The 22,999-nt window shown below is 59.2% G+C and carries 23 protein-coding genes and 1 tRNA gene; 19 read left to right on the forward strand and 5 right to left on the reverse strand.

Annotated features, from left to right (window positions below):
- Positions 1-13 precede the first annotated feature (13 nt).
- Entirely contained in the window at positions 14-2,869 is a 2,856-nt protein-coding gene (locus JNM28_00420; protein MBL8066895.1) for a PAS domain S-box protein, read from the reverse strand.
- Between the two features lie 113 nt (positions 2,870-2,982).
- Here JNM28_00420 and trxB point away from each other — a divergent pair, with 113 nt between their 5' ends.
- The 16 genes from trxB to JNM28_00500 all read left to right on the forward strand — a co-directional run bounded on the left by trxB (position 2,983) and on the right by JNM28_00500 (position 16,018).
- Positions 2,983-3,918, forward strand: coding sequence for a thioredoxin-disulfide reductase (gene trxB, locus JNM28_00425; GenBank protein MBL8066896.1), 936 nt, complete (start codon positions 2,983-2,985; stop codon positions 3,916-3,918).
- Positions 3,919-3,956: 38 nt separating this feature from the next.
- Entirely contained in the window at positions 3,957-5,087 is a 1,131-nt protein-coding gene (locus tag JNM28_00430; GenBank protein MBL8066897.1) for a hypothetical protein, read from the forward strand.
- A gap of 115 nt (positions 5,088-5,202) precedes the next feature.
- Complete coding sequence (gene fliM / locus JNM28_00435; GenBank protein ID MBL8066898.1) at positions 5,203-6,228, forward strand: flagellar motor switch protein FliM; 1,026 nt, start codon at positions 5,203-5,205, stop codon at positions 6,226-6,228.
- A gap of 3 nt (positions 6,229-6,231) precedes the next feature.
- Positions 6,232-7,131 carry a flagellar motor switch protein FliN gene (gene fliN / locus JNM28_00440; GenBank protein ID MBL8066899.1) on the forward strand — a complete coding sequence of 300 codons (900 nt, stop codon included), beginning with the start codon at positions 6,232-6,234 and terminating at the stop codon, positions 7,129-7,131.
- Between the two features lie 23 nt (positions 7,132-7,154).
- The gene (locus JNM28_00445) at positions 7,155-7,775 is read left to right on the forward strand and encodes a flagellar biosynthetic protein FliO (protein ID MBL8066900.1); all 621 of its coding nucleotides are present in this window, start codon (positions 7,155-7,157) and stop codon (positions 7,773-7,775) included.
- The gene (fliP, locus tag JNM28_00450; protein ID MBL8066901.1) at positions 7,772-8,587 is read left to right on the forward strand and encodes a flagellar type III secretion system pore protein FliP; all 816 of its coding nucleotides are present in this window, start codon (positions 7,772-7,774) and stop codon (positions 8,585-8,587) included. The genes JNM28_00445 and fliP overlap by 4 nt, the downstream gene beginning before the upstream one ends.
- Positions 8,588-8,592: 5 nt before the next feature.
- Positions 8,593-8,862: a flagellar biosynthesis protein FliQ gene (gene fliQ / locus JNM28_00455; GenBank protein ID MBL8066902.1), complete on the forward strand. Its 270-nt coding sequence runs from the start codon at positions 8,593-8,595 to the stop codon at positions 8,860-8,862.
- A 4-nt stretch (positions 8,863-8,866) separates the two neighbouring features.
- The gene (locus JNM28_00460; protein MBL8066903.1) at positions 8,867-9,622 is read left to right on the forward strand and encodes a flagellar biosynthetic protein FliR; all 756 of its coding nucleotides are present in this window, start codon (positions 8,867-8,869) and stop codon (positions 9,620-9,622) included.
- Between the two features lie 4 nt (positions 9,623-9,626).
- Positions 9,627-10,700, forward strand: coding sequence for a flagellar biosynthesis protein FlhB (gene flhB, locus JNM28_00465; GenBank protein MBL8066904.1), 1,074 nt, complete (start codon positions 9,627-9,629; stop codon positions 10,698-10,700).
- Positions 10,701-10,734: 34 nt separating this feature from the next.
- Positions 10,735-11,751 (forward strand): hypothetical protein, encoded by a 1,017-nt coding sequence (locus JNM28_00470; GenBank protein ID MBL8066905.1) that lies wholly within the window; start codon positions 10,735-10,737, stop codon positions 11,749-11,751.
- 30 nt (positions 11,752-11,781) lie between these two features.
- On the forward strand, positions 11,782-12,273 hold the full coding sequence (locus JNM28_00475) for a hypothetical protein (GenBank protein MBL8066906.1): 492 nt from the start codon (positions 11,782-11,784) through the stop codon (positions 12,271-12,273).
- Positions 12,270-13,127, forward strand: a complete 858-nt coding sequence (gene nadC, locus JNM28_00480) for a carboxylating nicotinate-nucleotide diphosphorylase (protein ID MBL8066907.1) — start codon at positions 12,270-12,272, stop codon at positions 13,125-13,127. Before JNM28_00475 ends, nadC begins: the two co-directional genes overlap by 4 nt.
- A 45-nt stretch (positions 13,128-13,172) precedes the next feature.
- Entirely contained in the window at positions 13,173-13,832 is a 660-nt protein-coding gene (locus JNM28_00485; protein ID MBL8066908.1) for a biotin--[acetyl-CoA-carboxylase] ligase, read from the forward strand.
- Positions 13,833-13,890: 58 nt separating this feature from the next.
- A complete protein-coding gene (locus tag JNM28_00490) occupies positions 13,891-14,259 on the forward strand; it encodes a hypothetical protein (protein MBL8066909.1) in 369 nt (122 codons plus the stop codon).
- A 54-nt stretch (positions 14,260-14,313) separates the two neighbouring features.
- Positions 14,314-15,558, forward strand: a complete 1,245-nt coding sequence (locus tag JNM28_00495) for a YHS domain-containing protein (GenBank protein MBL8066910.1) — start codon at positions 14,314-14,316, stop codon at positions 15,556-15,558.
- A gap of 4 nt (positions 15,559-15,562) precedes the next feature.
- The gene (locus JNM28_00500; protein ID MBL8066911.1) at positions 15,563-16,018 is read left to right on the forward strand and encodes a TlpA family protein disulfide reductase; all 456 of its coding nucleotides are present in this window, start codon (positions 15,563-15,565) and stop codon (positions 16,016-16,018) included.
- A gap of 33 nt (positions 16,019-16,051) precedes the next feature.
- Here the strand turns inward: JNM28_00500 and JNM28_00505 are convergent.
- Positions 16,052-16,126: transfer RNA gene (locus JNM28_00505), tRNA-Gly, on the reverse strand.
- A gap of 82 nt (positions 16,127-16,208) precedes the next feature.
- Between JNM28_00505 and JNM28_00510 the strand changes: the two genes are divergently transcribed.
- Complete coding sequence (locus tag JNM28_00510; GenBank protein MBL8066912.1) at positions 16,209-16,970, forward strand: inositol monophosphatase family protein; 762 nt, start codon at positions 16,209-16,211, stop codon at positions 16,968-16,970.
- Here the strand turns inward: JNM28_00510 and JNM28_00515 are convergent.
- The 3 genes from JNM28_00515 to JNM28_00525 all read right to left on the reverse strand — a co-directional run bounded on the left by JNM28_00515 (position 16,959) and on the right by JNM28_00525 (position 20,606).
- Positions 16,959-17,867, reverse strand: a complete 909-nt coding sequence (locus tag JNM28_00515) for a sigma-70 family RNA polymerase sigma factor (GenBank protein MBL8066913.1) — start codon at positions 17,865-17,867, stop codon at positions 16,959-16,961. The two genes, JNM28_00510 and JNM28_00515, sit on opposite strands and share 12 nt — an antisense overlap.
- 68 nt (positions 17,868-17,935) lie before the next feature.
- Entirely contained in the window at positions 17,936-19,732 is a 1,797-nt protein-coding gene (gene dnaG / locus JNM28_00520; GenBank protein ID MBL8066914.1) for a DNA primase, read from the reverse strand.
- 28 nt (positions 19,733-19,760) lie between these two features.
- Positions 19,761-20,606, reverse strand: coding sequence for a hypothetical protein (locus JNM28_00525; GenBank protein ID MBL8066915.1), 846 nt, complete (start codon positions 20,604-20,606; stop codon positions 19,761-19,763).
- Positions 20,607-20,791: 185 nt separating this feature from the next.
- Here JNM28_00525 and trxA point away from each other — a divergent pair, with 185 nt between their 5' ends.
- Both trxA and JNM28_00535 read left to right on the forward strand, forming a co-directional pair.
- Complete coding sequence (gene trxA, locus JNM28_00530; protein ID MBL8066916.1) at positions 20,792-21,115, forward strand: thioredoxin; 324 nt, start codon at positions 20,792-20,794, stop codon at positions 21,113-21,115.
- Between the two features lie 43 nt (positions 21,116-21,158).
- Positions 21,159-22,997 carry a DUF2207 domain-containing protein gene (locus tag JNM28_00535; GenBank protein ID MBL8066917.1) on the forward strand — a complete coding sequence of 613 codons (1,839 nt, stop codon included), beginning with the start codon at positions 21,159-21,161 and terminating at the stop codon, positions 22,995-22,997.
- The last annotated feature ends 2 nt before the right edge of the window (positions 22,998-22,999 follow it).

Raw genomic sequence — 22,999 nt, forward strand, 5'->3', positions numbered from 1 at the left:
CCGTTTTACCGCGTCAGGCGGCTTTCGGTTCCTTCATCTTGGACCAAGCGGTCACCCGGTTGCGCCCGGCCTCTTTGCTGGCATAGAGGGCCTGGTCGGCCCGGTCGATGAGTTCCGCCTTGCTCTCCACGTCTTTCGTGTACATTGAAACGCCAAAGCTAGCCGTGACTTGGCGGTGCGGCCAATCTTGGTCTTCAATGGCCATCCGGCAGTCTTCTGCCAGTTCCACCATCCCGTCTTCGGAGAGCCCCACGCCGACGATCACGAACTCCTCGCCCCCATAGCGGGCGACAAAGTGCGGAGCTGGGACGTTTTCTTGTAGAGTTTTGGCCACCCGTTTCAAAACCTCGTCCCCTGCCAGGTGGCCAAACCCGTCGTTGAACAGCTTAAATTTGTCGACATCCATCAGGCTGACGCCGATCGAAATTCCCGCGGTGTCGGCGACGGCCATTTTGTCCGAGAGGAACTCCTGGAACGTTTTGTGGTTCTTCAGCCCGGTCAAACCGTCAGTAGAAGCCAGGTTCAAGAGCTTTTCGTTCGCTTCTTGCAACATCGACTGTTGGATTTCCATCTGGACGTTGGCTTCGTTGAGCGCCGCCATCTGGTCCTCGATCTGGCGTTCGGCATCTTTGCGACTGGTGATGTTTTGGTAGAACACGCTGATGCCGCCGTCAAGGTTTTTATATGTGCGGAATTCCAGCCAGGAACCGGTTGGCGGGTACATGAATTCCATGTTCTCGTCTTCGCCGGTTTCTTGCACTCGGTCGAATAGTTCCCGAACCGGTTGCCAAAAATCCTCGGGCATCGAATCCCAAATGTTCGTGCCGATGAGGTCGATGGCCTCAACCCCCATGCTGGCGGCGGCAGAGGCATTGATATAGGTGTACCGACCAGAGGGGTCCAGGGAGTAGAAACTGTCGTTGATGCTCTCCAAAATGCGTTTGATGCGCATGTTGGCGGTTGCCAAGGCATCTTCGGCCATTTTCTGTTCCGTGACATCAAGGCTTGTCCCCCGGAATCCGGCCAACTCGCCCATTTCGTCGAACACGGGGATGGCGTTGAACCGTTGCCAGACCCGTTGGCCATATTTGCCGTGGGAATTGAGCAACAAGTTCTTCACCGGCATGCCGTCCAAAACCGATTCGGCCAAACGGTTTTGGACTTCCCGGACTTCTGACCGTTCGATGTAGTCGAGCGGATTGTGCCCCAAAAGTTCTTCTGGCAAAAAGCCGAGCACGTCTTCCACCTTTTGGCTAACGTAGGTGAACCGAAAATCGGCATTGACTTCCCAAACGTATTCACCGGCTGATTCGACGACGTCGCGGAACCGCGCCTCGCTCTTGGCGATCTGGATTTGCGCTTCCTTTTGTTCGGTGACATCATCTTCGATCACCACGATATGGGTGCAGATCCCAGAGTCGCTTTTGATCGGTGTGATGGAGACCCGGCTCCAATACTCCTCCCCATCCGGTCGTTTGAATAAGTTTTCACCCTGGTATTCCGCGTGGCGCCGTAGGGCTTGGCTGAGCTCGGGCAGGCTCTGGTACTTGGGGTCGACCTCCGAACGGAACGCAAACGGGGTTTCTCCGACGACTGCGCCGAACTCGAATCCGCTCAACCGTTGGAATGCCTCGTTGGCATAGATGATGCACGCCGCCGAATCCAAAATCAAAACGCTGTTCATGCTCTGCCGGGCGACCATGCTGAGCATCTTGAGTTGTTCGGCAACCGCTTTCTCTTCGGTGATGTCCTTTGCCACCGTCAGGTAACCGCGGATCCCGCCGGCCTCGGTCCTGATCTCGTTGAGGCTGAGGTTGACATCGATCTGGTCGTCTCCGGAAGTTTGGTATTGCCACTCCGTCACCGAATTCCCTGGCTTGGCCGCCAAGTAGGCAAACAGATCCGGCCCGGTTTCCAGAATATCGCCGGTGGTCGCCTCGATCTCGGCTATCCGGAGGCCGATTTCGGTTTTTGGATGGAAATCAGAAAGCCGTTTTTGGCCGACGCACTCCGCCTCGGAATACCCGAGGATTATTTCGGCAGCCCGGTTCATCCCCAAAATCGAACAGTTCTCATCCGCCCAGACGATCGAATATTCGGCAGCATCCAAAACCGCCTCTTGCAGGGCCGCCATGTCTTCGAGCCTCCTTTGTGCGGCGACTTGTTCGGTGATGTCCAAACCGCAAACGATCCCGCCCAGGATGTTGCCGTCCCGGTTGCGCAGCGGGAAGAACCGGAAGTTGACGGTTCGTAGTTGCGATCCGAATTCAAAACTGCGTTCGACGGAGACCATTTCCCCATCGTGCATTACCTGCCCGATGATCCCTTCGAGGAGTTCTGCACCGTCATCCCAGCGGAGGGATTTCGCGATGGGGTGCAAAACCGCGTGGTGGGTGGGGATGCCGGTCAGCTCCGCCATCTGCGGGTTAGATTCAAAGATCGTGCCTTCGGCATCAAATGTTGCGGCACCGATCGGCAGACCCTCGAAGAGGCTTTGAAACCGTCGTGATGCGTGTTCTTGCATCGATTTCTGGATTTCGGCCAGGTCTAGGGCTTGCTGGATTTCTTCTTGCTGTTCTTGCTGGCGGTTGAGGATCCCTTCGATCTCTTCCCGTTGCCTGATGAGCTCGTCGTTATCCGACTGCATCTGTGCCGACTCGGCATCGATGCGCCGGCAGACCGTGAGAAACACCCAAATGTTGGCGGCAATCGAGGCAGCGGCCGTGATTGACGCCCCGATGGCGACCACAGTCATCCCGCCTTTGATTTGAAGGGTCAGGCCGACTGTGAGCGCCAATTGGAGGACCGCAAGCCCAACAAAAACCCATTTCAAGCCTGACCTGTTTCCGCCCAGGTTCCGCGACTCCATCCGATCCTCATGCGGATTATCGGCAAGGCGTTGGCCAGAACTGCAACCCAATGTCCATTAGGTCTCACCCTGGGGCGGGGGAACATGTTGCCTGGTAACCTCCTTCCACCAATATGACTCACAAAGTCGCCATCATCGGAACCGGCCCGGCCGGATACACGGCCGCACTTTATGCAGCCCGCGCAGATCTCCGGCCCATCGTCTTTGCCGGGCCCGAACCGGGTGGCCAACTGATGATTACGACTGATGTGGAGAACTATCCGGGCTTCCCCGATGGCGTCATGGGCCCCGATATGATGGACCTCTTCCGCAAACAGGCCGAGCGTTTCGGGGCGGAGGTCATCCAAAAGACAGTCGAGAAGGTGGATCTCTCCCAGCGCCCGTTCCGGATCTGGGCGGACGGCGCGGAATACATGGCGGAGTCGGTGATTATTTCAACCGGGGCATCGGCCAAATGGCTGGGGCTCGAGGGTGAAGTGACGTTTGGCGGTTACGGCGTATCGGCTTGCGCCACATGCGACGGGTTCTTCTTCAGAGGCAAAAACGTCATCGTCGTCGGAGGCGGGGACACGGCGATGGAAGAGGCCAACTACTTAACCAAGCACGCAGAAAAAGTCTACCTCGTCCACCGGAGGGATGTCTTCCGCGCCAGTAAAGTCATGCAGCAACGCGTGGTAGAAAACCCGAAGGTCGAATTGGTGACCAATGCGGAAATCACCGAAATCTTGGGCGACCTGGAGCCCCGCAAAAAGGTGACGGGTGTCGTCTTACGCGACACGGTGACCGGCGAAACCAGATCCATGCCCATCGATGGCGTGTTTATCGCCATCGGCCACAAACCAAACAGCGATCTCTTCACCGAATTCCTTGACCACGATGAGGTCGGCTACCTCCACCGGGAGCCGAACTCAACCAAAACGAAAATCCCCGGCGTGTTCGTGTGCGGGGATGTTGCCGACAGCGTCTACCGGCAGGCCGTGACCGCCGCCGGAACCGGCTGCATGGCGGCCATCGACGCCGAACGGTTCTTGGAAGGCACCGGGCATTAAAACGAACCGCCCGGTGAGTGCGTCACACTGCTAAGACTATGTCGATCCTGGGTGCCCTCCTGCTGGCCAGCTGCCTGGCCCAACCCCAAGACCCCCAAACCGCCCAACTCTTTGCCCAAATCGACTTGCCGTCGCAATCCTCGCCAGGAGCGATGTTGGAAGTTTTGCACTACATCTCTCCGATGCGGACGGTCAAGGAGATGCCCGAGACCGAATGGCAATTCCCATTTGTGAGCGTGGGCATGGCGGAAACGGCGGCTGGCGCGGGGGCAAGCGTCAGGTTCCGGGTTTTCAGCCAATCCCGAGCAAGCGAAACACCCGACGAGATCAGCCAATGGGTGACGCGGATGATGGTCCGGCTGTGGGACTACGCCTACTACCGGTGCGACCTCGACCACAACCCCCGCACTCAAAAGACCGTCGATGTTTACCTCTGCAAATCGGGCGATTCGGGCTCACAACAAAAGTTCGTCTATGACTACCAAGAACTCGATGCCGCCGACCGCCCATCGCCGAAGAACCTGATCGCCGTCTATCAGATGGACAAGGCGAAGAGAGGCATCCAGCTTTCGCGGGAACTCGCTCACGAATATGGGCATGCGGTGATCCCTCCGGCCGGAGGGTTTGAAAAACCGGAAAGCTACACCAATGGCGACATCGGCGAAAGGGTTTTCCTCGCCATGTTCCGGGACGACTTGGCCAAAGGCAAGCTCGCGCCCGAAGACACGCTGTTTACCGACAAGGCCGCATTGGACGCTTACTACGATGCCAAAGTGAAACCGATCGTCCTCTCCATGGCCGGTTCGGGCCCCGATTTCCCCCTCCTCAAAACAAGGACGGAAACGGCCTATTGGGGCTATGTCAACACCATCGTTTACCTCAGCCGCATCTGTCCACCGCGGTTGTTCGGCCGAACCCTTGCCCTCACGACCCGTGCCGCCGAAGACTTGGGACCCGCCGTTAAAAGCGCGGCCGAAGAGCAGCCAACCTGGGAGGTTTCGATCCCAGCGGAGCTCAAAGGCAAACCGCTTTTCATCCCCCTGGTCAAAGGAACAGTGACCGGTGCCAAAGTGCTCAAAAAGTCGGGAGATTGGGCAATGATCCAACCAGAGCCGGGGAAAAAGGTCGTTGTAGCCAACCCGCCCCTCCCGCCGGATAGCAAATCTTAGAGAAAGTTCTCAACTTTTGCGCCCTCCTCCTCTAAAGACTGACGGGAGGAAGCCCAATAACCAAGCTGAGAGCCCACACCAGGCCATCTGGAATTGGGCAGGACAGGAGACTTGGTTGTCGGACATCCTCTCACAAGATGAGATCGAAGCCCTTTTGGGGTCACTTTCGGGTGGCGAGCCCTCGCCATCGGCGGACCCCGAAAAAACAAGGGAGTCGCACGGTGGGTCGTCGACCGTTTCCAAACGCACGTCCAGGAGTGCGGTCGCCTATGAAGTCTATGACTTCCGCCGTCCCGACAAATTCAGCAAGGAACAGCTCCGGACCTTGCAAATGCTGCACGAGACATTTGGGCGGCTAGCCGGGACGAACCTTTCCGGCCTCCTCCGCACCAACGTCAACATCGACCTAATCTCGTTGGAACAGGTGCCCTACGAAGAGTATTTGCGGAGCATTTCCAGTTCGGTTTTCACGATCTTCTCCATCCCGCCGCTCAGCGGCCAAGCGGCAATCGAAATGGAGTTCGACCTCATCTTCACGATGATCGACAAACTCCTGGGAGGTCCTGGTCGTTCGGTCAAGCGGCAAAACCTCACGGACATCGAAGAGCCGTTGTTCCACCAAGTCGTCTCCAAGATGTTCGTCGCCCTTAAATCGGCTTGGGAAGGCGTCGTGATCGTCAACCCCAGCATCGAGGAAATCGAGACGTCCAGCCAATTCGTGCAGATCGCGCCGCCAAGCGACATCGTCGTCAGCATCTTGTTCGAAGTCCGGGTCGGCGACACCCACGGGGCCTTGAGCTTGTGCATCCCCTATATGGTCCTCAAGCCGATCACGGCCAAGCTCAGCGCCCAAAAATGGTTTGCCGCGACAAGCAACCGCAAACAAACGGCCGCCCACCGCAATGCGCTCACCGGCCAGCTGAACAACGCCCCCGTCAACTTGGCGATCAGGATGGGCAAAAGCCGAATCAGCGTCAAAGATTTCCTAATGCTCCGGCGAGACGATGTCATTAGGCTAGATCAAAAGGTCAAGCAAGACATGGTGCTCACCGTGGCCGACCAAGACAAATTCGCTGGCACGCCCAGCCTCAACGGCAACTCAATCGCTTTCCACATCAACGGGATCATCAACAAGGACTAACCCATGGCAAACATCACTACCGAAATGGTCGACAAGTTCAGCAACTTGCAGTCCAACATCTGGCAAAACGTGTCGCTCGCCGTCAGCGAGGCGGCCGGCACGGCGATCAACTTTTCTGACGCGATCACAATGCCGACGGAAATCAGCGACCTGTACGGCGAAATGTCCAGCCCCAAGCTGATCATCCAATTTGCCTTTGCCAACAATCCGGAAAGCGTTCAAGTCGTCCTGATCTCCCAAGACACCCTCGTCGATATCTACAACCTTGTCACCGGCAAGACAGAAGACTCGGTTGACGAAAACACCCTGGCCGAAATCCGCGACTCAATCGAGGCGATCGTTCAAGGCCTGTGTTTGGCCGCTGGGAACATCCGCAACGAGGCCATGGTCGCCAGCGGCCTGTCGGTCCGACTCCAGATTTTTAGCCTGCCCAACAACATGCAGGTGGCCGGTACCGTTATCCGGACAAACGTCCGGGTCAGCGGCGACGAGCTCAGCGGGAGCCTCACCTGGCTGGTCGATGAAGAGACTGCCGCCATTTTCAACAACACAGAATCGACCGGGTCATCTCCCTATGGATCGGGTTCCGCTTCCGGCGGTTCCCACTCCCCAGGCGCGCTGGCCGGCCTGGAAGAATCCGGGCTTGAACTCCTCTACGACATCCCCCTCGAAGTCACCGTGGAACTCGGCCGGGTGAAAATGGTCGTCAAAGACGTGATCGAACTCGGTTCGGGTTCGATTGTGGAAATTGACAAAGCGGCCGGCGAACCGGTCGATGTCATGGTCAACGGCCGCCTGGTCGCCCATGGCGAAGTCGTTGTGATTGAAGACAACTTCGGCGTCCGGATCACCGAGATCCTTAGTCCCGCCGACCGTTTGGCCCGGCTCAACGACGCGGCCTGACCCCGTTTGGATTGATTTGCGTTATGGTTCGCCCCACCCTCACCCTGACTGGCATTCTGATCCCCGCATTTTTGCTGGCCCAATCGGTAAGCCCCAACCTGGGCACCAAATCCGACATCATGCGGGCCGGAACGGCAAAACCAACTGGCCAAACCATGGATCCGGCACAACTGCTCCCGATGCTGGTTGCCCTCGGACTCGTCTTCTTCCTCCTCAAATATGCCCTGCCCAAAGTGGTGGCCAAGTTCAACAAGGGAATGTCCACCTCTCTAAACAGCCCAATCATGTTGGAAGAGAGCGCATCTTTTGCCACGGGAACATTGCAGGTTGTGACCGTACGGGGGAAATCGTTGCTCCTGGCCGTGACCCCGCAAGGTGTCACTTGCCTCTCCGAGGTTCCCACCACTTTGCCAGGCGACCCCGTCCCCGCATTTTTTGAGATCCTCGACCGGGAATCGGAAAATCCCAAGGCACAAACCGTGGTCACCCATGCCGTTGTGGAGCAAGCGGCAGAACCCAAGCCGAACCCGGCCGTTAAAGCTTATGCCGCCAATGCCCGCCCCCGGCGGAAATCGGCAACCCCATCGCGCGAAGAGTTGTTAGAACGCCTTGCCCACCTCCAAGGTTTGGTCGACGAAAAATGAATCGCCTGGGGAGCACTCTCGGCGAGGCGACTCGCCACCCGCTGTTCCGGCCCATCCTGGTTTTGTTGATGGTGCTGGCGGCAACATTCGCCCTTGCGCAAACCGCCGGGGCCCCGCCCAAGCCAAGTAGCGTTCCCGTCCCGAGCATCAATCTGGGCATCGGTTCCGGTAGCGATAAAGAACAGCTGAGCACATCTCTGCGCATCCTGGCGATGCTCACCGTTCTCAGCCTGGCTCCGGCGATCTTAATCCTGACGACGGCGTTCACGCGGATCGTCATCATCCTCAGCTTCACGCGGACCGCCCTGGGCACGCAAAACATCCCACCCAACCAGGTGATCATCGGTCTCAGCTTGTTTTTGACGATGTTCGTGATGGGGCCGACCTACAACAAAATCAACGAGACGGCGATCAAACCGTTCACCGCAGAAACCAACCCCATCAGCTTCGAGGTCGCGGTCAAACGGGCGGAGATCCCCCTCAAAGATTTCATGCTCAAGAACACCTATGAGAGCGACCTCAAGATGTTCATGGATTTCAAACACCAGACCGCCCAAACCCGCAATGACGTCGACATCATGTCGTTGATCCCGGCATTTGTGGTCAGCGAGCTCAAAACGTCGTTCATCATCGGCTTCTATATCTTCGTTCCGTTCATCATCATCGACCTGATCATCGCGAGCATCTTAATGGGCATGGGGATGATGATGATGCCGCCGGTCGTGGTTTCTTTGCCGGCCAAGATCTTGATCTTCGTGCTCGCCGACGGTTGGTCGGTGATCGTCAAGGCCATTCTTTCGGGGTACGCCTAACCGCCATGAACCAGTCCATCGTCATGGATTTGGCCCGTCAGGGCATTACGGTCAGCCTGATGATTTCTTTGCCGATCTTGGCAATCGCCTTGTTCACCGGCTTGATCGTTTCGGTGTTCCAGGCCATGACCCAGATCCAGGAGATGACGCTGACTTACCTGCCGAAACTGATCGGGACCGGGTTGTTGATCCTGTTCATGGGCGGCTGGATGCTCTCGACCCTCGTCGGCTTCATGCAGCATTGCTTTGACCTGGCGGGCCGGCTAGGAGGCTGAACCCGTGCAACTTGACTCATCATTTGTCCTGCAGTTCGCCGCGATCTTTGTTCGGTGCGGGGCCATGATGCTCTCAAGCCCTCTTTATGGTGGGGCTGTGCCGGTGAACATCCGGGTGATGACCGCCGGGGTGATATCGCTGGCCTTGACCCCGGTGGTCGGCCCCCTCATCAATCTGGATGTGCAGTCCCTGGCCGGGCTTGGCTTGATGATGGGCCGAGAGGCGATTTTTGGACTGCTCATCGGCATGTGTTTGCAGTTCCTGTTGGCCGCCATCCAAATCGCCGGATCGTTTGCCGACATGCAGCTCGGTTTGGGGTCGGCCCAGTTGTTCAATCCCCAAATTGGTGGCCAGACCTCTCCGCTCGGCCAATTCAAATTCTGGCTGGCCACGGTGATCCTGTTTCTGCTCAACGCTCACCAGCTCATGTTCCGCGCGTTTGTCGCCAGTTTCCATCTCAAGGGTGCGCCCATCGGTGGGGGGGAAATGCTCAGCTCCGGGGTGATGCTCCTTAGCCAGCTCTTGATCCTCAGCATCCAAATCGCCGCCCCGGTTGTGGCCGTGACCGTCGTCATCGACGTTGCCGCGGGGCTGATCAACCGGGCGGTTCCCCAAACCCAGCCTTTCCTGCTCGCGCTCCCGGCCAAGCTCGCCCTGGGGTTGGTGACCTTGGCTTTTGGGCTCCCCGCCCTGGTGGTCGCGGTAGAGAGGGCGGTGGAAACCTCGTTCGCCGGATTGCAACATATGTTTGGAGGCTGACCCGATGGCAGAAAACGAATCCGGCGAAAGGACAGAGGATCCAACCCCCAAGCGGAGGCAAGAGGCCCGCAAGAAAGGCACGGTCGCCAAATCAACCGACCTCACGGGGGCAATCACGCTCATGGCGGCAACCCTGGCGGCCCCTTCGATCTTTGGCGGAATCGCGGGGGCGGCGATCCCGGCATTCAGCCGACAGGTTTCCCAGGCCCCAAAAGATGTCACCCCGTTTAGCATGATGGGGTTTGCCCAGGGCGTGGCCGCGCCCTGGTTGGGCGGGGCGCTCGCCCTTCTCATGGTCTTGCTGGTCGTTGGCCTCATCGCCAACGTCGGCCAGGTCGGATTGCTCTTCACTGCCGAGCCTATGTCCCCCAAACTGGAGAAGATCAACCCGATGGCCGGTGCCAAAAGGATCTTCAGCCGGCGGGCCGCAATGGAAGGGTTGAAAGCCATTGCCAAACTGGGGATCTTCGCATGGATCGCCTTTTCCGCCATCTCCGCCGACTGGCAAAAAATGACGGGCCTCGTCTGGATGGATCCTGCCTCTTCGGCGGCCATTTTGGGCGGCGTCTTGCACGGCCTGATGACGAAAATCGCATTTGTTTGGTTGGTGATCGCCTCGGTCGACTACTTCTTCCAAAGAAAGGAGGTCGAAAAGCAGCTCAAAATGACCAAACAGGAGCTGAAACAAGAAATGAAGGAGCAGGAAGGGTCGCCGGAAGTCAAATCCGCCCAGTACCAAAAGCGACGCCAACTCCTCAAAGGCGGGTTGGCCAAGCAACTCCGCGAAGCCGATGTGCTGGTGACGAACCCGACCCACTTTGCCGTCGCCATCAAATATGAGCGGAACTCCGTCCACGCGCCCGTTGTCCTGGCAAAGGGCCAAGACCACCTGGCATTGAAAATGAGGGAGATCGCCGCCGGGATCGACTTGCCGATCGTCGAAAACAAGCCGTTGGCCCGCGCCCTTTACAAGCAGTGCGAACCAGGGGATTTCATTCCGCGAGACCTCTTTGGCCCAGTGGCAGAAGTCTTGGCCTTTGTTTACAAAACGGTCAAACAGCGCCGCAAAGCGGCGTAGCCCGTCACCGGCGCCGCGCCATAATCAAGCCGCGATGCCCGAGCGTGCCTCAGAATCTTGGAAAAAGATGGTGCTGCGCTCGATGCAGCCGCCGGCATGGCTCACCGAAGAAGCTGACGACCTCGACATTGTTGTCAGTTCTCGGTTCCGCACCGCGCGGAACCTCAAGGGCCACCGGTACCCCCACCGGTGTGAACCTCCAGAGCTGGTGGAAATCGCCCAGACGGTATCCAAATCGTGCAACGGTCTCGCCTTGTCGGTGTCGCGTAACATCACCGAGGCCGAACGGGACTACCTGCTAGGGGCCCGCCTCATTTCGCCAGATTTCCCCCACTCCGAGCCCGGCAGACTGGTCCTGCTCGACCAACCCCGGTTGGTCAGCATCATGGTCAACGAAGAAGACCATCTGAGGATCCAAGCCGTCAGCGGCGGATGGTCCATCCGCCGGGCCGTCCATGAAGGGGAACGCGCCACCGCCGAGTTGGCCAAACGGCTGGATTTCCAATCTTCCCCGGAACTCGGATTCCTGACCGCCAGCCCCACCAACCTTGGCCAAGGTTCCCGCCGGTCGGCCCTTTTCCACTTGGTCGGGCTCTCTAATCAAGGCCGGTTGAACCGGATGATCAAATCCCTCCATCATTTGGGTATTGCAACTCGCGGATTGTTTGGGGAATCGTCGCGGGGAATCGCCGCGTTCGTCCAGGTCTCCGGAACCCAAACCCGGGAAACCGATTTCATCGGCGCCTGCAACCACTTGATCCGCGAAGAACGGCTGGCCCGCAGCGAAGTCTCCCCCCGCGACACGTTGGAAAGGGCCCGTGGGGCGATCGATTATGCCGTGATGAGCAACCAGGTTTCCATGCGCGACGCCCTGCTCGTCCTCGGCTATGTCCGGTGGGTGGCGGCAATCGGATTGCCAGAAATCGGGGTCACGCCACGGCAGGTCGATGGGTGGGTCACGGAGATGGAAGTCTTTGGAACCCAGTCGCCCACGGCCGCGGCCCGGCACCGGGCCGACTTCTTGCGGGGCAAGATTGAAAACCTGGCTTGACCAAAACCCGTATAACCCTTGACGCAAACCATGCCTCTCACCACCTACACGCCTGCCGAAGTGATGCACTGGTTCGACACCGAGTCGAAGCGGAACCAAGCCCTAGTCCGCGCCCAAACCCGGGATATCGCCCGGGTCGCCAATGAAGAAGGGATCATCCCCACCATCAAGCAAGCGGCCACTGCCGCATTGAGCATGGGCAAGGGAGCCTATGGCACGGTGGTGCAAAAGCAGGCGACCGAAACCCGATATGACCTGTTCGATACCGGCTTTGAGTTTGTCGATATCGCCCGCCGGATCAAAGTCGACTATTCCCAAGTGCGCCAAATCGTGGCCAAGGCGGGCGACCGGTACCAAATCCTGTTCAACGGGGGCAGCCTTACTGTCAAACCGCCGGCCCACTTGGTTGCCGGCAAATACCGCGTTCCGGTAGGCTGGATGCGCAACGGAGTGGAAGTCCCCTTTTTGACCCTCGTCGAGGAGATTTCTGCCCGGAGCGGCATCGAGATCATCGCCGAATGAGTAACGGATTCAAAGCCCCCGCCCCAGAAGGGTGGGTCGACCTCCTGTGGGCCGCTATGGCCGAAGACTTGGGACCCGGTGACCCCACAACCGCCCTTTTCGAAGAGTCCGACCCCGTCAAATGGTACATCGAATCACAGGCGGAGGGCGTTTTGTGCGGTGTCGGCATCGCCGCCTACCTGTTGCAACCCGAAGCCGACGAACCGGATTCCTGTTACACCGAAATTCACTGCCAAGATGGCGACCATGTCAAACCTGGCACCATGATCCTGAGCGGTCGCCTCAACCCAGCCCGGCTATTGACCAAAGAGCGCACGGCCCTCAACTTCCTCATGCACCTCAGCGGCATTGCCACCCTGACCCACCAGTTCACACAAAAAGTAGAAGATTTGGGCGTAAGGATTGTCGATACGCGCAAAACGGTTCCGGGCATGCGGTACTTGCAAAAATACGCCGTCCGGTGTGGCGGCGGCACCAACCACCGCATGGGCCTCTACGACGGCATTATGCTCAAAGACAACCACATCCGGGCCGCAGGTTCAATCCAGGGAGCGGTCGAACAAGTCAAAATGGTCGCCGGGCACATGACCCTCATCGAAGTGGAATGCGAATCAGAAATCATGGTGGACCAGGCAGTCGCGGCCGGGGCAGACATCGTGATGCTCGACAATATGGATCCGTTTCAAATGGCCGACATTGTGCGCAAGTACAAAGGAAAGGTCATTTTGGAAGCAAGCGGCGGGGTGACATTGGACACCGTGCGCGGCGTGGCCCAGACCGGAGTGGATGCCGTCTCTGTCGGCGCCCTGACACATTCGGCCAAAGCCCTGGCCATCCACCTGGAAGTCGAATAGTCGAATATGCAAGTCCCGGACGGGAAGTTACATATTTTCGCGAGTGTGGCCAGCACTCAAGATGAAGCCCGCACATTGGTGGCGGGCGGCGAGGAGTTTTTGGCCGTCTTGGCCCACGACCAACTGTTGGGGCGGGGGAGGTTCCGGCGGGAGTGGCACAGCCAGCCGGGAGAATCACTCACCATGAGCATCGCCTTTCATCCCTATCGGGGTCATCCCGAGCCTTGGCTGGTGGGCATGGCAGTTGCTGTCGGACTTGCCGGCGCCGTGCGGTGCCAAATTCAGTGGCCCAATGACCTGGTGATCCAGGGGAAAAAAGTCGGCGGCATCCTCACCGAACTGATGCCAGACCCGGTCGGGGTCAACATCCCCGTTGTCGGCATTGGCATCAATTTATCCCAGCAAGAGTTCCCGGACGCAATCCGGCACCGGGCGACGAGCCTGATCCTCAGCCAGGGCCGAGCGCCTGAAGCCGAATCCTTTGCCAAAACCCTTTTGGCCGCTCTCGCCCATGCCCCGGAACCCGCAAGTTGGGAAGAAATTGCCCCGGCATGGCGGTTATTCGACGCGACTCCTGGCAAACCGTACCGCCTCCTCGACGGCCGAGAGGCCACCGCGATCGGCATCGGGCCCGACGGCCGGCTAATCTGCTCCGCCGATGGCGAAACCCATGCCGTGATGGCGGCAGAAGCCCTGTTCGGCTGACATAGGGGGGGCGACAATGAACTTTTGGCCTGCACACGGCATAATAAAGGAAAGAGGCGTGACCCGAACCCACTTTTTGCTCCGCCTGGTTTTGGCCACCTGCTTGGCCCTGGGTCTTATCCCAGCCCAAGCTGTAGCGAACCTGTGCGCCTCGGCAAAGCCCGCTTGCCATGCCGCGGCAAGCTGCTGCGGGGCAAGCAAAAAGTGTGGGTGCAAAGTCGATTCGCACCCAAAGCAAGCGGCTCATGCCGACCTTGCCCCCGCCCCGCCCCCGCTGCAGGTGATTTCCATCCCCGAGCCGGCGGCCACCGTATTGAAGTCAGCCGGGATCCCACCCCCCATCCGGTTCCCTGAGCCCAAAGCCCATGCTCCACCGGGCCCATCCCGTTCCCCCGGCGCCCCCCGCGCCCCTCCGATTGACCTGTGATCCCGTCACCGTTTGGGCTGATATGGCCCCATGACGACCCAACAGGACAATCAGATGAATTCAAAAACGCTTATTACCGCTTCACTGGCCTTGGCTGCACTTGGTGCCCTTGCCCAGTCCGACCAAAAACAAGAACTGGCCAGCCTCTCATGCCCAGTGCTGGGGAACCCAGTCTCGCCACAGAAAGACCTCTCGATCGAATACCGGGGACTTTCAATTTCGTTTTGCTGCCCGGGATGCGACGCCAAATTCCTGGCCAACCCCGAGAAGTACTTGGAAGAAGCCTCCCATGACGGCAAGACCGTGGCAATCAGCCTGTTCGACCCGGTCAACCACAAACGGCTGGCCCTTGCCGATGCAGCGGCTACCCTGGACTTCCAGGGGATCCGGTACCCGTTTGCCACCGCGGCCGATGCCACGGAGTTCCGCTCTCTTCCCGGATCGTATGCCTACGCTCCCAGCCGGGAATCCGTGACCTGTCCGGTGATGAAGAAAACCGTCGAAAGCCACTCATCGGCGGCGGGATTTGCAGATTTCCGGGGGGTTCGCTACTATTTCTGCTGTCCCGGTTGCGACGAAGATTTTGCCAAGGATCCGGAAAAATTTGCGGCATCGGTTGCGGACAAGGTGCGGCCCGTGGCCGCCACGGCAGAAAAGGCCCATCCGCAATTGACTTTGGCGCCGACATGTGCCGGGTGTGCCGGTGAGGCGAGGCTTTTGAGCAATGGGGGGTTTGCCGGAAAATTCACGGCGGCCTATCGGTTTGTGGCCATTGACGATGTCGCGGCCCGGCACCGGTTCACACTGGACTACGCTGTCACCCCCCGCCTCACCGTTGGAATCGAGCGCAGCGGTGGCGATGCGAGCCTTGCCCCAGTTCCCCGATTCCAAGACAACCCCGGCGACTTCCTCCGGTTTTCTGATGGCGACGCCCTGGTTATGCCGCGGTTCAGCTGGTTCGTCTCACCCGAAAAGGAGAACTGCCCGAGCTTCCTCGTCGGCATGGCCTCGGATCGGCTCAGCACGCCTCGCGGACAAGCCTTTTTTGCCACCGCCTCCAAGCACATCGCTGGAACCTCGGTCACGCCGTTCCTCAGCATAAAGACCAACACCTTCGATGGGCGGACGGTCATGCCCTTTGGAGTGAATTACGCGTTGCCCGACAATTTCGTCCTGCAGGCGGTCAACGACGGCGACTACACGCACTTCTTGTTCACAAAAATGCTGGATCGGGCGTCGGTCAGCCTGTTGCTCGCCCGGAGCCGGTATTTCGGTTTCAGCGTCGCGGTGGGGTTTTAAAGCCATGGTTGCCGCAGCTCTGGTGCTCCTGGCCCAAGGCCAACTGGCCACCCCTGCCCCGATGCCCGAACTCAACTTGAAAGACTTGCAAGGCAAGACATGGCGCAAAGAAGGGCTGGAACGAGACCGCGTCTATCTGGTCGAGTTCTGGGCAACCTGGTGCACAACGTGCCGGGCCATCCATCCGGAAGTCCAAAAGTTCGTCAAGTCTCAAGCCGAAGCCAAGTTCACCTACCTGGCAGTGAGCGTGGATGATGACCTTGGTGCCCTGCGCAAATGGGCAAAGGCCGAACAACCAGCCTATCCGGTTTTGATGGATCCCGATTTCGCCGCAATGGAGCGGTGGAAGGTGAAAGAGGTTCCCAGCCTGTTCTTTGTGCTCAACGGCAAGGTGTTGTGGCGGCACACGGGCTCTCTCAAATCGGCCGATTTGAATTCGGCCTTGGCAAAGATCAAATGAAAACGGCCCCCAATAGGGGGCCGGAAACTGTTTTGGAGCGGGAAAGGAGATTCGAACTCCCGACCCTCTCGTTGGCAACGAGATGCTCTACCACTGAGCTATTCCCGCTCGGGAGAGCGATAATATACCCCAAGCCCGCAGGCCGTGCAACGGGCCCGGCACCTCCGGGTCAAAAGGGCATAATGTCCCCGTGGCCAATTACCGATCGCTGACCGAAGCCACTGCCCCCCTCCTCCATCAAGCGGCCGCGATTGCCAGCAACCTCCGGACTGGCCTCCAAATCGATCAAAAGCGCGATTCTTCCCTGGTCACCAACGTTGACCGGGCCATTGAGCAGTTCCTCAAACCGGCACTTTTGGATTTGACTCCGGGTGCCGGCTTTTATGGCGAAGAGTTCGGCCACACCCCGCCGAGCGATGCCGGATACTGGGTGGTCGACCCGGTAGACGGGACCTCGAATTTTGCCTACGGGCAACCCCTTTGGGGAATCACCGCGGCCTATTTGCAGGGCGGCCGCATCCGCTCCGGTGGGATTCTGCTGCCAGACCTCGGCGAAACCTACCTGGCAACAGAGGGCGAAGGCGCGACGCGGAACGGGGTCAAACTCCCGATGATCCCACCCGGCCCCATCCAAGAAACCGAGCTTTTGGGGAACACCGACAGCCGGATTAGGTTTTTGGGGCAAACGCCCGGCAAACTCCGGCATATCGGGGCTTTTGTGGTGGAAAGCACCTTTGTCGCCACCCAGCGTTACCGGGCCCTGATCACGGGTCAGATCTCGCTCTACGATTGTGCGGCCGGCATCCTGATTAACCGGGAATTGGGTGCAGAAGTCCGGTACCTGGACGGCGGCCATTTCGATGAATCCCGCCACTTGGGAACGGATCTTTCGCCCGGTTTCTATATCGGCCCAAGGGATTCCAACTTCCCGTTTGGCCTTTCAAGCGAGTAAGGCGCGGCATTCGCTGCGCTTGAGTTTTTTAAGTCCCCGCTGCTCGATCTGCCGAACCCGCTCCCTGGTGATTTGAAGTTGGGAGGCAACCTCTTCCAAGGTGAGTTGCAATCCGTCCCTGAGGCCAAACCTCAGGCTGAGGACTTCGCGTTCCCGATCATCCAGGATGGAAAGGGCCTCGGCGATGGATTGTTTCAAATGGGTTTGGTCAATATCGGAATTGCCATGGCGGGAATCGGGGATCACATCCTGCAAAGTGGCGTCGTCGCTGCCCGAAATAGGCGATTCAAGCGAGAGGGCGTCGGGCACCAGGTGCAAAAATTCGTTGACTTTTTCGACCTCGATCTCTGCCCTCTGGGCGATCTCCTCGGCCGTCGGCTCCCGTCCAAGCTCAAACTGCAGCCGGGCGGCAACCCGGCGCAGCCTCATGGTTCCTTCGACGACATGAACCGGCACGCGAATCAGCCGGGATTGGTCGCTGATGGCCCGGCTGATCGCTTGACGGATCCACCAGGTGGCATAGGTGCTGAAGCGGAAACCTTTGGCGCCATCGAACTTTTCCACGGCCTTGATGAGCCCAATGTTCCCTTCTTGGATCAAGTCATCCAGGCACAGCCCCCGGCCCGTGAATTTTTTGGCGATGTTGACAACTAGCCGGTAATTGGATTCGACCAGCCGCTTCCGGCTTTCCAAGCAACCGCTGGTCATTTTGCGGGCAAGGACAGTCTCCTGCTCTGAAGTAAGCAACGGCGTACGCCCCACGGTAGCCAACCACAGCTTGAGGCTGTCATCGACTTTGACCCGGGACACCGGTTCATGCGTTGCCGCTCCTGGCTCTAATTCAAATCCATCTGACCGCTCCGGTGATCCGGTCAACCCAGGTTGAACGAATGCCATGGAATCCAGTCCGCCGCCGGAACAAACACCGCCGGCTTCTTGCGTTATACTCCACAATCTTTGTATATTCAAGAAGAATTTTGCGGGGATTTGCCGCCCTTTAACCTTCTTAACCTATCGTTTATGTTCCTCAATGCCTCGTCATCTGCAGCCCCGGCGGTGAGGGCCGCTTCGGCTTCCAATTGGGCAGTCCGAGCTTCCAAATCGCGGCTCAGGCGGTCGACAGCTTCTTCCAGGATCGGGAGTTCGATTGGTTCGCCGGACTGCATGGCCAAGTCAAACAGCAATGTCCTGATGGCGGCATCCTGAATCTGATGGGGCCACCGGTCGTCGCGGGGGGCGGCCGCGCCGAGCCCTTCCAGGCTCCGGGCCACCCGCGTTCCCAATGCGGTTTTCATCAACGGGGCATGACAGGCAAATTTCCATGCTTCGGCAACGAGGGCGGGGGCAAACAGCGAAAGGAACACCACCTTTTCCGGGCCCGCGAGGTCGCCTGGCTTGAGTTGTTCTTCGACAGCAACCGGCTCAACATCCTCTTCGGCCTGGATTTTGGCCTGACGCGGGTTGTCTTTCCTCTTCCGGTCGTTCCTGGCCTTGGCCACCATGCGTTCCAGCGCCTTGGCGGCTGCCTGCCGGTCGCGGATTCCCGGGTACTTGGCTGCCACCGGGATCAGGTGTTTTTGGAGTTCCAGCGGAGTTTCGGCCGTCGCCAAGATTTCCACCACCTCTTTCCAATAGGCATCCGATTCTGGATCGAGCTTGGCATTGAGCCGGCCCATGCGGAAATCCATGGGGCTGACCCCCTGCTCGACGGCCGCGACCACGGCCGCCGCACCCTTCTGCTTCAGCAGAGTGTCCGGGTCTTCACCGGCGGGGGCCAGAGCGACCTTGACACTAAGCCCACCTTCGGCCAGAAGCAAGGATGCCCGGTCGGCGGCCTTTTGGCCGGCCTCGTCGGCATCGTAAAGCACCACAACTTGGCTGCACCACCGCTTCAGCAATCGCACGTGGTCGTCGGCCAGGGCTGTCCCCAAGCTGGCCACCGCTTGTCCGACCCCGGCCCGGTGGCAGGCAATGACGTCCAGGTACCCCTCCACAAGCACGGCCTGGCCGGCTCTTGCGATGGCTTCTTTGGCGCGGTTCATCCCGTAAAGCACGCGCGATTTGCTGTAAAGCGGGGTATCGCTGCTGTTGATGTATTTGGGTTGGCCCTGGCCCGTCACACGTCCGCCGAAGGCCACCAAACGTCCGCGTTCGTCGCGGATCGGGAACATGATCCGGCCCCGGAACCGGTCGTAGTATCCACCGGATTGGTCCCGGTCAACCAAGAACAGCTGCTGGCAAAGCGGGAGATTGTGCCCCTTCTTCTTCAGGGTCAACGCAAGCGCTTCGCCGGCCGGGGGGCCATAGCCAATTTCCCAGGCGTCTGCCGTTTCTTTGTCGATCCCCCGTAACCGGAGGTATTCCTGGGCATGGGTGTCGCTTCTGAGCTGGTCGCGGAAAAAGGCGAGGGCGTCGGCCATCGCTGCTTCCATTTGCTCTGGCTCGTCAGAATCCTGTTTGCCGGTGAATTGGGGGATTTCGACCCCCGCGGCCTTGCCCAAGATGCGCATGGCATCCATGAAATCGACCCGTTGGGTTTCCATGACCCACTTGAACGCGTCGCCGGTTGCCCCGCAACTCCAGCATTTGTAGATCCCAAGGGTCGGGTTGACGTTGAAGCTCGGGTTCCGGTCGTCATGGAACGGGCAGAGGCCGGTGAAGCCTCTGCCCGTTTTTTTGAGCGACACCCGTTGCCCGACCAGATCGGCCAAATCGGTGCGGCGGCGGATTTCTTCCTTGATCCGGTCGAAATCAGCCGCCACTGCCCATCAATTCCAGACCAAGCTGAGCTTAGGTCTTGCCCGCGGCGACCACAACGCCGGTCACGACTTGGGGTTTGTCTTTTTGCAAGCGGTTCATGCGGAAGGCAACCCGGTCACGGACGAGGAACCGGACGACGAGGTTGTCGCCGTTGATTTCATAGCTGTCCGGCGCATTGTAGGCCTTGATCAGGCTGGAGAAGCTGGACCCAAAGGTGATGCCCCGCCTGGTGCGCACGGCGCTGTTCTTGAGCCCGATCGCTTCGATTTGGATGACGCGGTTGAACTTGTCGAGGACGAAAGCGTATCGGCTGCCGTTGCGTTTGTAGACCCAGCGGGTGTAGATGACTTTGCCGCCACCGCCGCCGCTGGCTGCGCCGCCGCCGCGCCCGCCGGTTCCGCCAGGACCCGTGTTCGGGGTCGAGGCTCCGCCGCCACGGCCGGAATCTCCGCCGCCGCCATCGTCAGGCGGGGCCAAAGTGGCTTGCCGCCATTCTTGGCCGTTGCCAAATGGGTCGCCGACCAATTCGAACGGGGTGTTGTATTTGCCGCCGGCGCCTTCGCCGCCCGTCGGGCCGCGCTGGCCGCCTTGCGGTGCCCCGCCCCGGCCGCCGACGCCGGTGCCCGGAGTTCCCGCGCCGCCGCCGTCGCCTGCCCCGCCACCGGCCGCAGAGCTGCTGCCGACGTTGAGGGCCAGAATGTCATCAGGTGACCCATACTTGCTGATCACCTTGCTGCCCGGGTCATAAAGGCTGATGCCGATTAAGCTGTTCTCTGCCGAGCCCCGGTGGGGTTGCGGCGAATTTTGGCCGATGACGACGGCAGCCGACCCCAAGGTCAGTGCCGCCATTGCCAATCCGATAAGTGCGTTCTTCACAGGTCTGGAACTCCCTCTTTCCGAGTACGCCCATTACGACGTGGCAGAGGGGCAGAATGGTTACACACTTGTCCCCAATCCGCCTGACCGGGACCCCCGAGAACTTTCTGCTCTTCCTGACTCTTATACAAGTGTAGACTGGACGGCGTGCGGGAAACGCCCCCGCCCAGCATCTAGGAAGAACTATGGGAGCAAACCTGACCCTCGAAGCTAGCCGGTTCGAAACCGAAGTCCTCAATTCCGATGTGCCCGTCCTCGTCGATTTCTGGGCCACCTGGTGTCGGCCGTGCATCGCCATCACGCCGAGCGTGGAAGAAGTCGCCACCGAGATGGAAGGCCGGGCCAAGGTCTTCAAAGTCGATGTGGATGAAAATCAAGCCCTCGCCATGAAGTACGACATCATGAGCATCCCTGCCCTCGTCGTGTTCAAAGGCGGCAAGGAAGTCGACCGCATGGTCGGTGCCGGCAGCAAAGCCGACATCAAAAACCTGATCGAACGGCACGCCTAAGCCGCTCGCCGGCTCCGGCCCACCGCAAAGAGGGGGCAACGCAATGGAACCGGGCCGCGTCACTATGGGTGACGTGGCCCGTTTTCGTTTCTGGTTCCTCCTGTTCTTCCTGTTGGCCCCGATCCTCGGGCTTGCCGATGATGGATTTGAGATCGAGAACTACGACGTCCGGATGACAGCCACGGCTAACGCCGTCATCGAAGTTAATGAAACGATCTCGGTCACGTTCACCGAATCAAAGCACGGCATTTACCGTGAAATCCCCAATCGGTACGAAATTAGCGGCGGTCCGCAACGCCGAGTGTTGATCCAGAACGTCCAGGTCCCCGGGGAAGGTGTGCTCGTCACGCAAAACCTCAACAACGTCCGGATTCGCATCGGCGACGCTGACACCGTGCTTCCCGCCGGCACCAAAAAGACCTATATCATCCAATATTCCGTCAAGGGCGCCATCAACTGGTTCAAAGGCGATGAATCGTGGGAGCCGCGGTCGGAAATCTATTGGAACATTGCCGGGCCATCCTGGCCGACCGCCATCAAACGGACGACCTTTACGCTCAGCTATCCATCAGAAAAGGCCAGTTCGATCAAACCCCGGCTCTATGTCGGCTATTTTGGGGGCACTTCCTATGTGGAACCCGGGCAAGGCGGCAAATCCATCCGATTCGACCAATCCCCAGGCATGGTCTCCGGCACCGTATCGCAACCGGTTTACCCAGGCCAGGCCGTTTCGGTCGTCGTCGCCGTACCGGCCGGGTTGATCCGTCAACCCGCCTGGTATGAGGATCTCGGCGACTTCCTCCGCATCAACTGGGGGTTATTGTTGCCCTTGCCGTTGGCCGCAGTTTTGGGGGTTGTCTGGTTGTTCATTGGCCGCGACCCCAAAGTTGGCCCTCCGGGGGTGCGGTTCGACCCCCCGCCCGGAATTGACCCGGCCTTTGCCGGGGTCTTGATCGACGACAAGGTCGATGGCCGCGACATCACCGCCGGGATCATGTCCTTGGCCGTCAAGGGGTATCTCAAGTTTGTCTCCAATGACCCCCACGGACGGTTTGACCCGGAAACCACTTCTGTTCGCCGCACCGGAAAACCTGTCGGGTCTGACCTCATCGAATTCGAGCGAACCCTGTTGGACCGGGTTTTTGCCGGAGGAACAACCTACACCACCTTGGAGAACATGATCGACAACCTTCGGGCTTCCGGCTACTCGATCACCAAAAAGCTCCGCGACCGGCTCGTTGGTGGCGGTTATTACCGGATCCATCCCGAGGATGTGCGCGGACAGATGGCCGCGCTGCCATTCATGTTGATCTTTGTCCTCTTTTGGGCAGGCGGGTTCTTCTCTGGCTTCTTGTCCCACCTCGGTCTCGCGCCATCCATCATGAGTGTCATATTCGGGGTTCTTGCGTGCGTCCCCGTCTATGGGTTTTTCATGGTGATCATGCCGGCGCGGACCGCGCTTGGGGCCGTCAAAAACAAGGAATGCCTCGCCTTTTTTGAAGCCATGAAGCGCCGGGCCCACTACAACGATTGGTTCACCAAAACAAACCTTGACCAAGCCAAATATGAGGAGTACCTTCCTTATGCCGTGGCTTTCGGCCTGACCCGCGAATGGTCCACGATCTGCAACAGCGTTGTGCAAGGGTTGCCGAGCTTTTGCGAATCGGGTTACAACGGCCCGTTTGACTACTATCTGTGGTCGTCCAGTTTCCACCACAGTTACGATTCGATGAACAGCCAATTCGCCCCGATGACGAGGCCCCCATCCAGCTCAGGATATCATGGCGGCGGCTCCTCGGGCTGGTCGGGCGGATCTGGGTTCAGCGGTGGGGGAGGATTCTCCGGCGGAGGATTTGGTGGCGGCGGCGGCGGCAGCTGGTAGGG

Source organism: Armatimonadota bacterium, from assembly GCA_016789105.1.
Lineage (GTDB): Bacteria > Armatimonadota > Fimbriimonadia > Fimbriimonadales > Fimbriimonadaceae > UphvI-Ar2.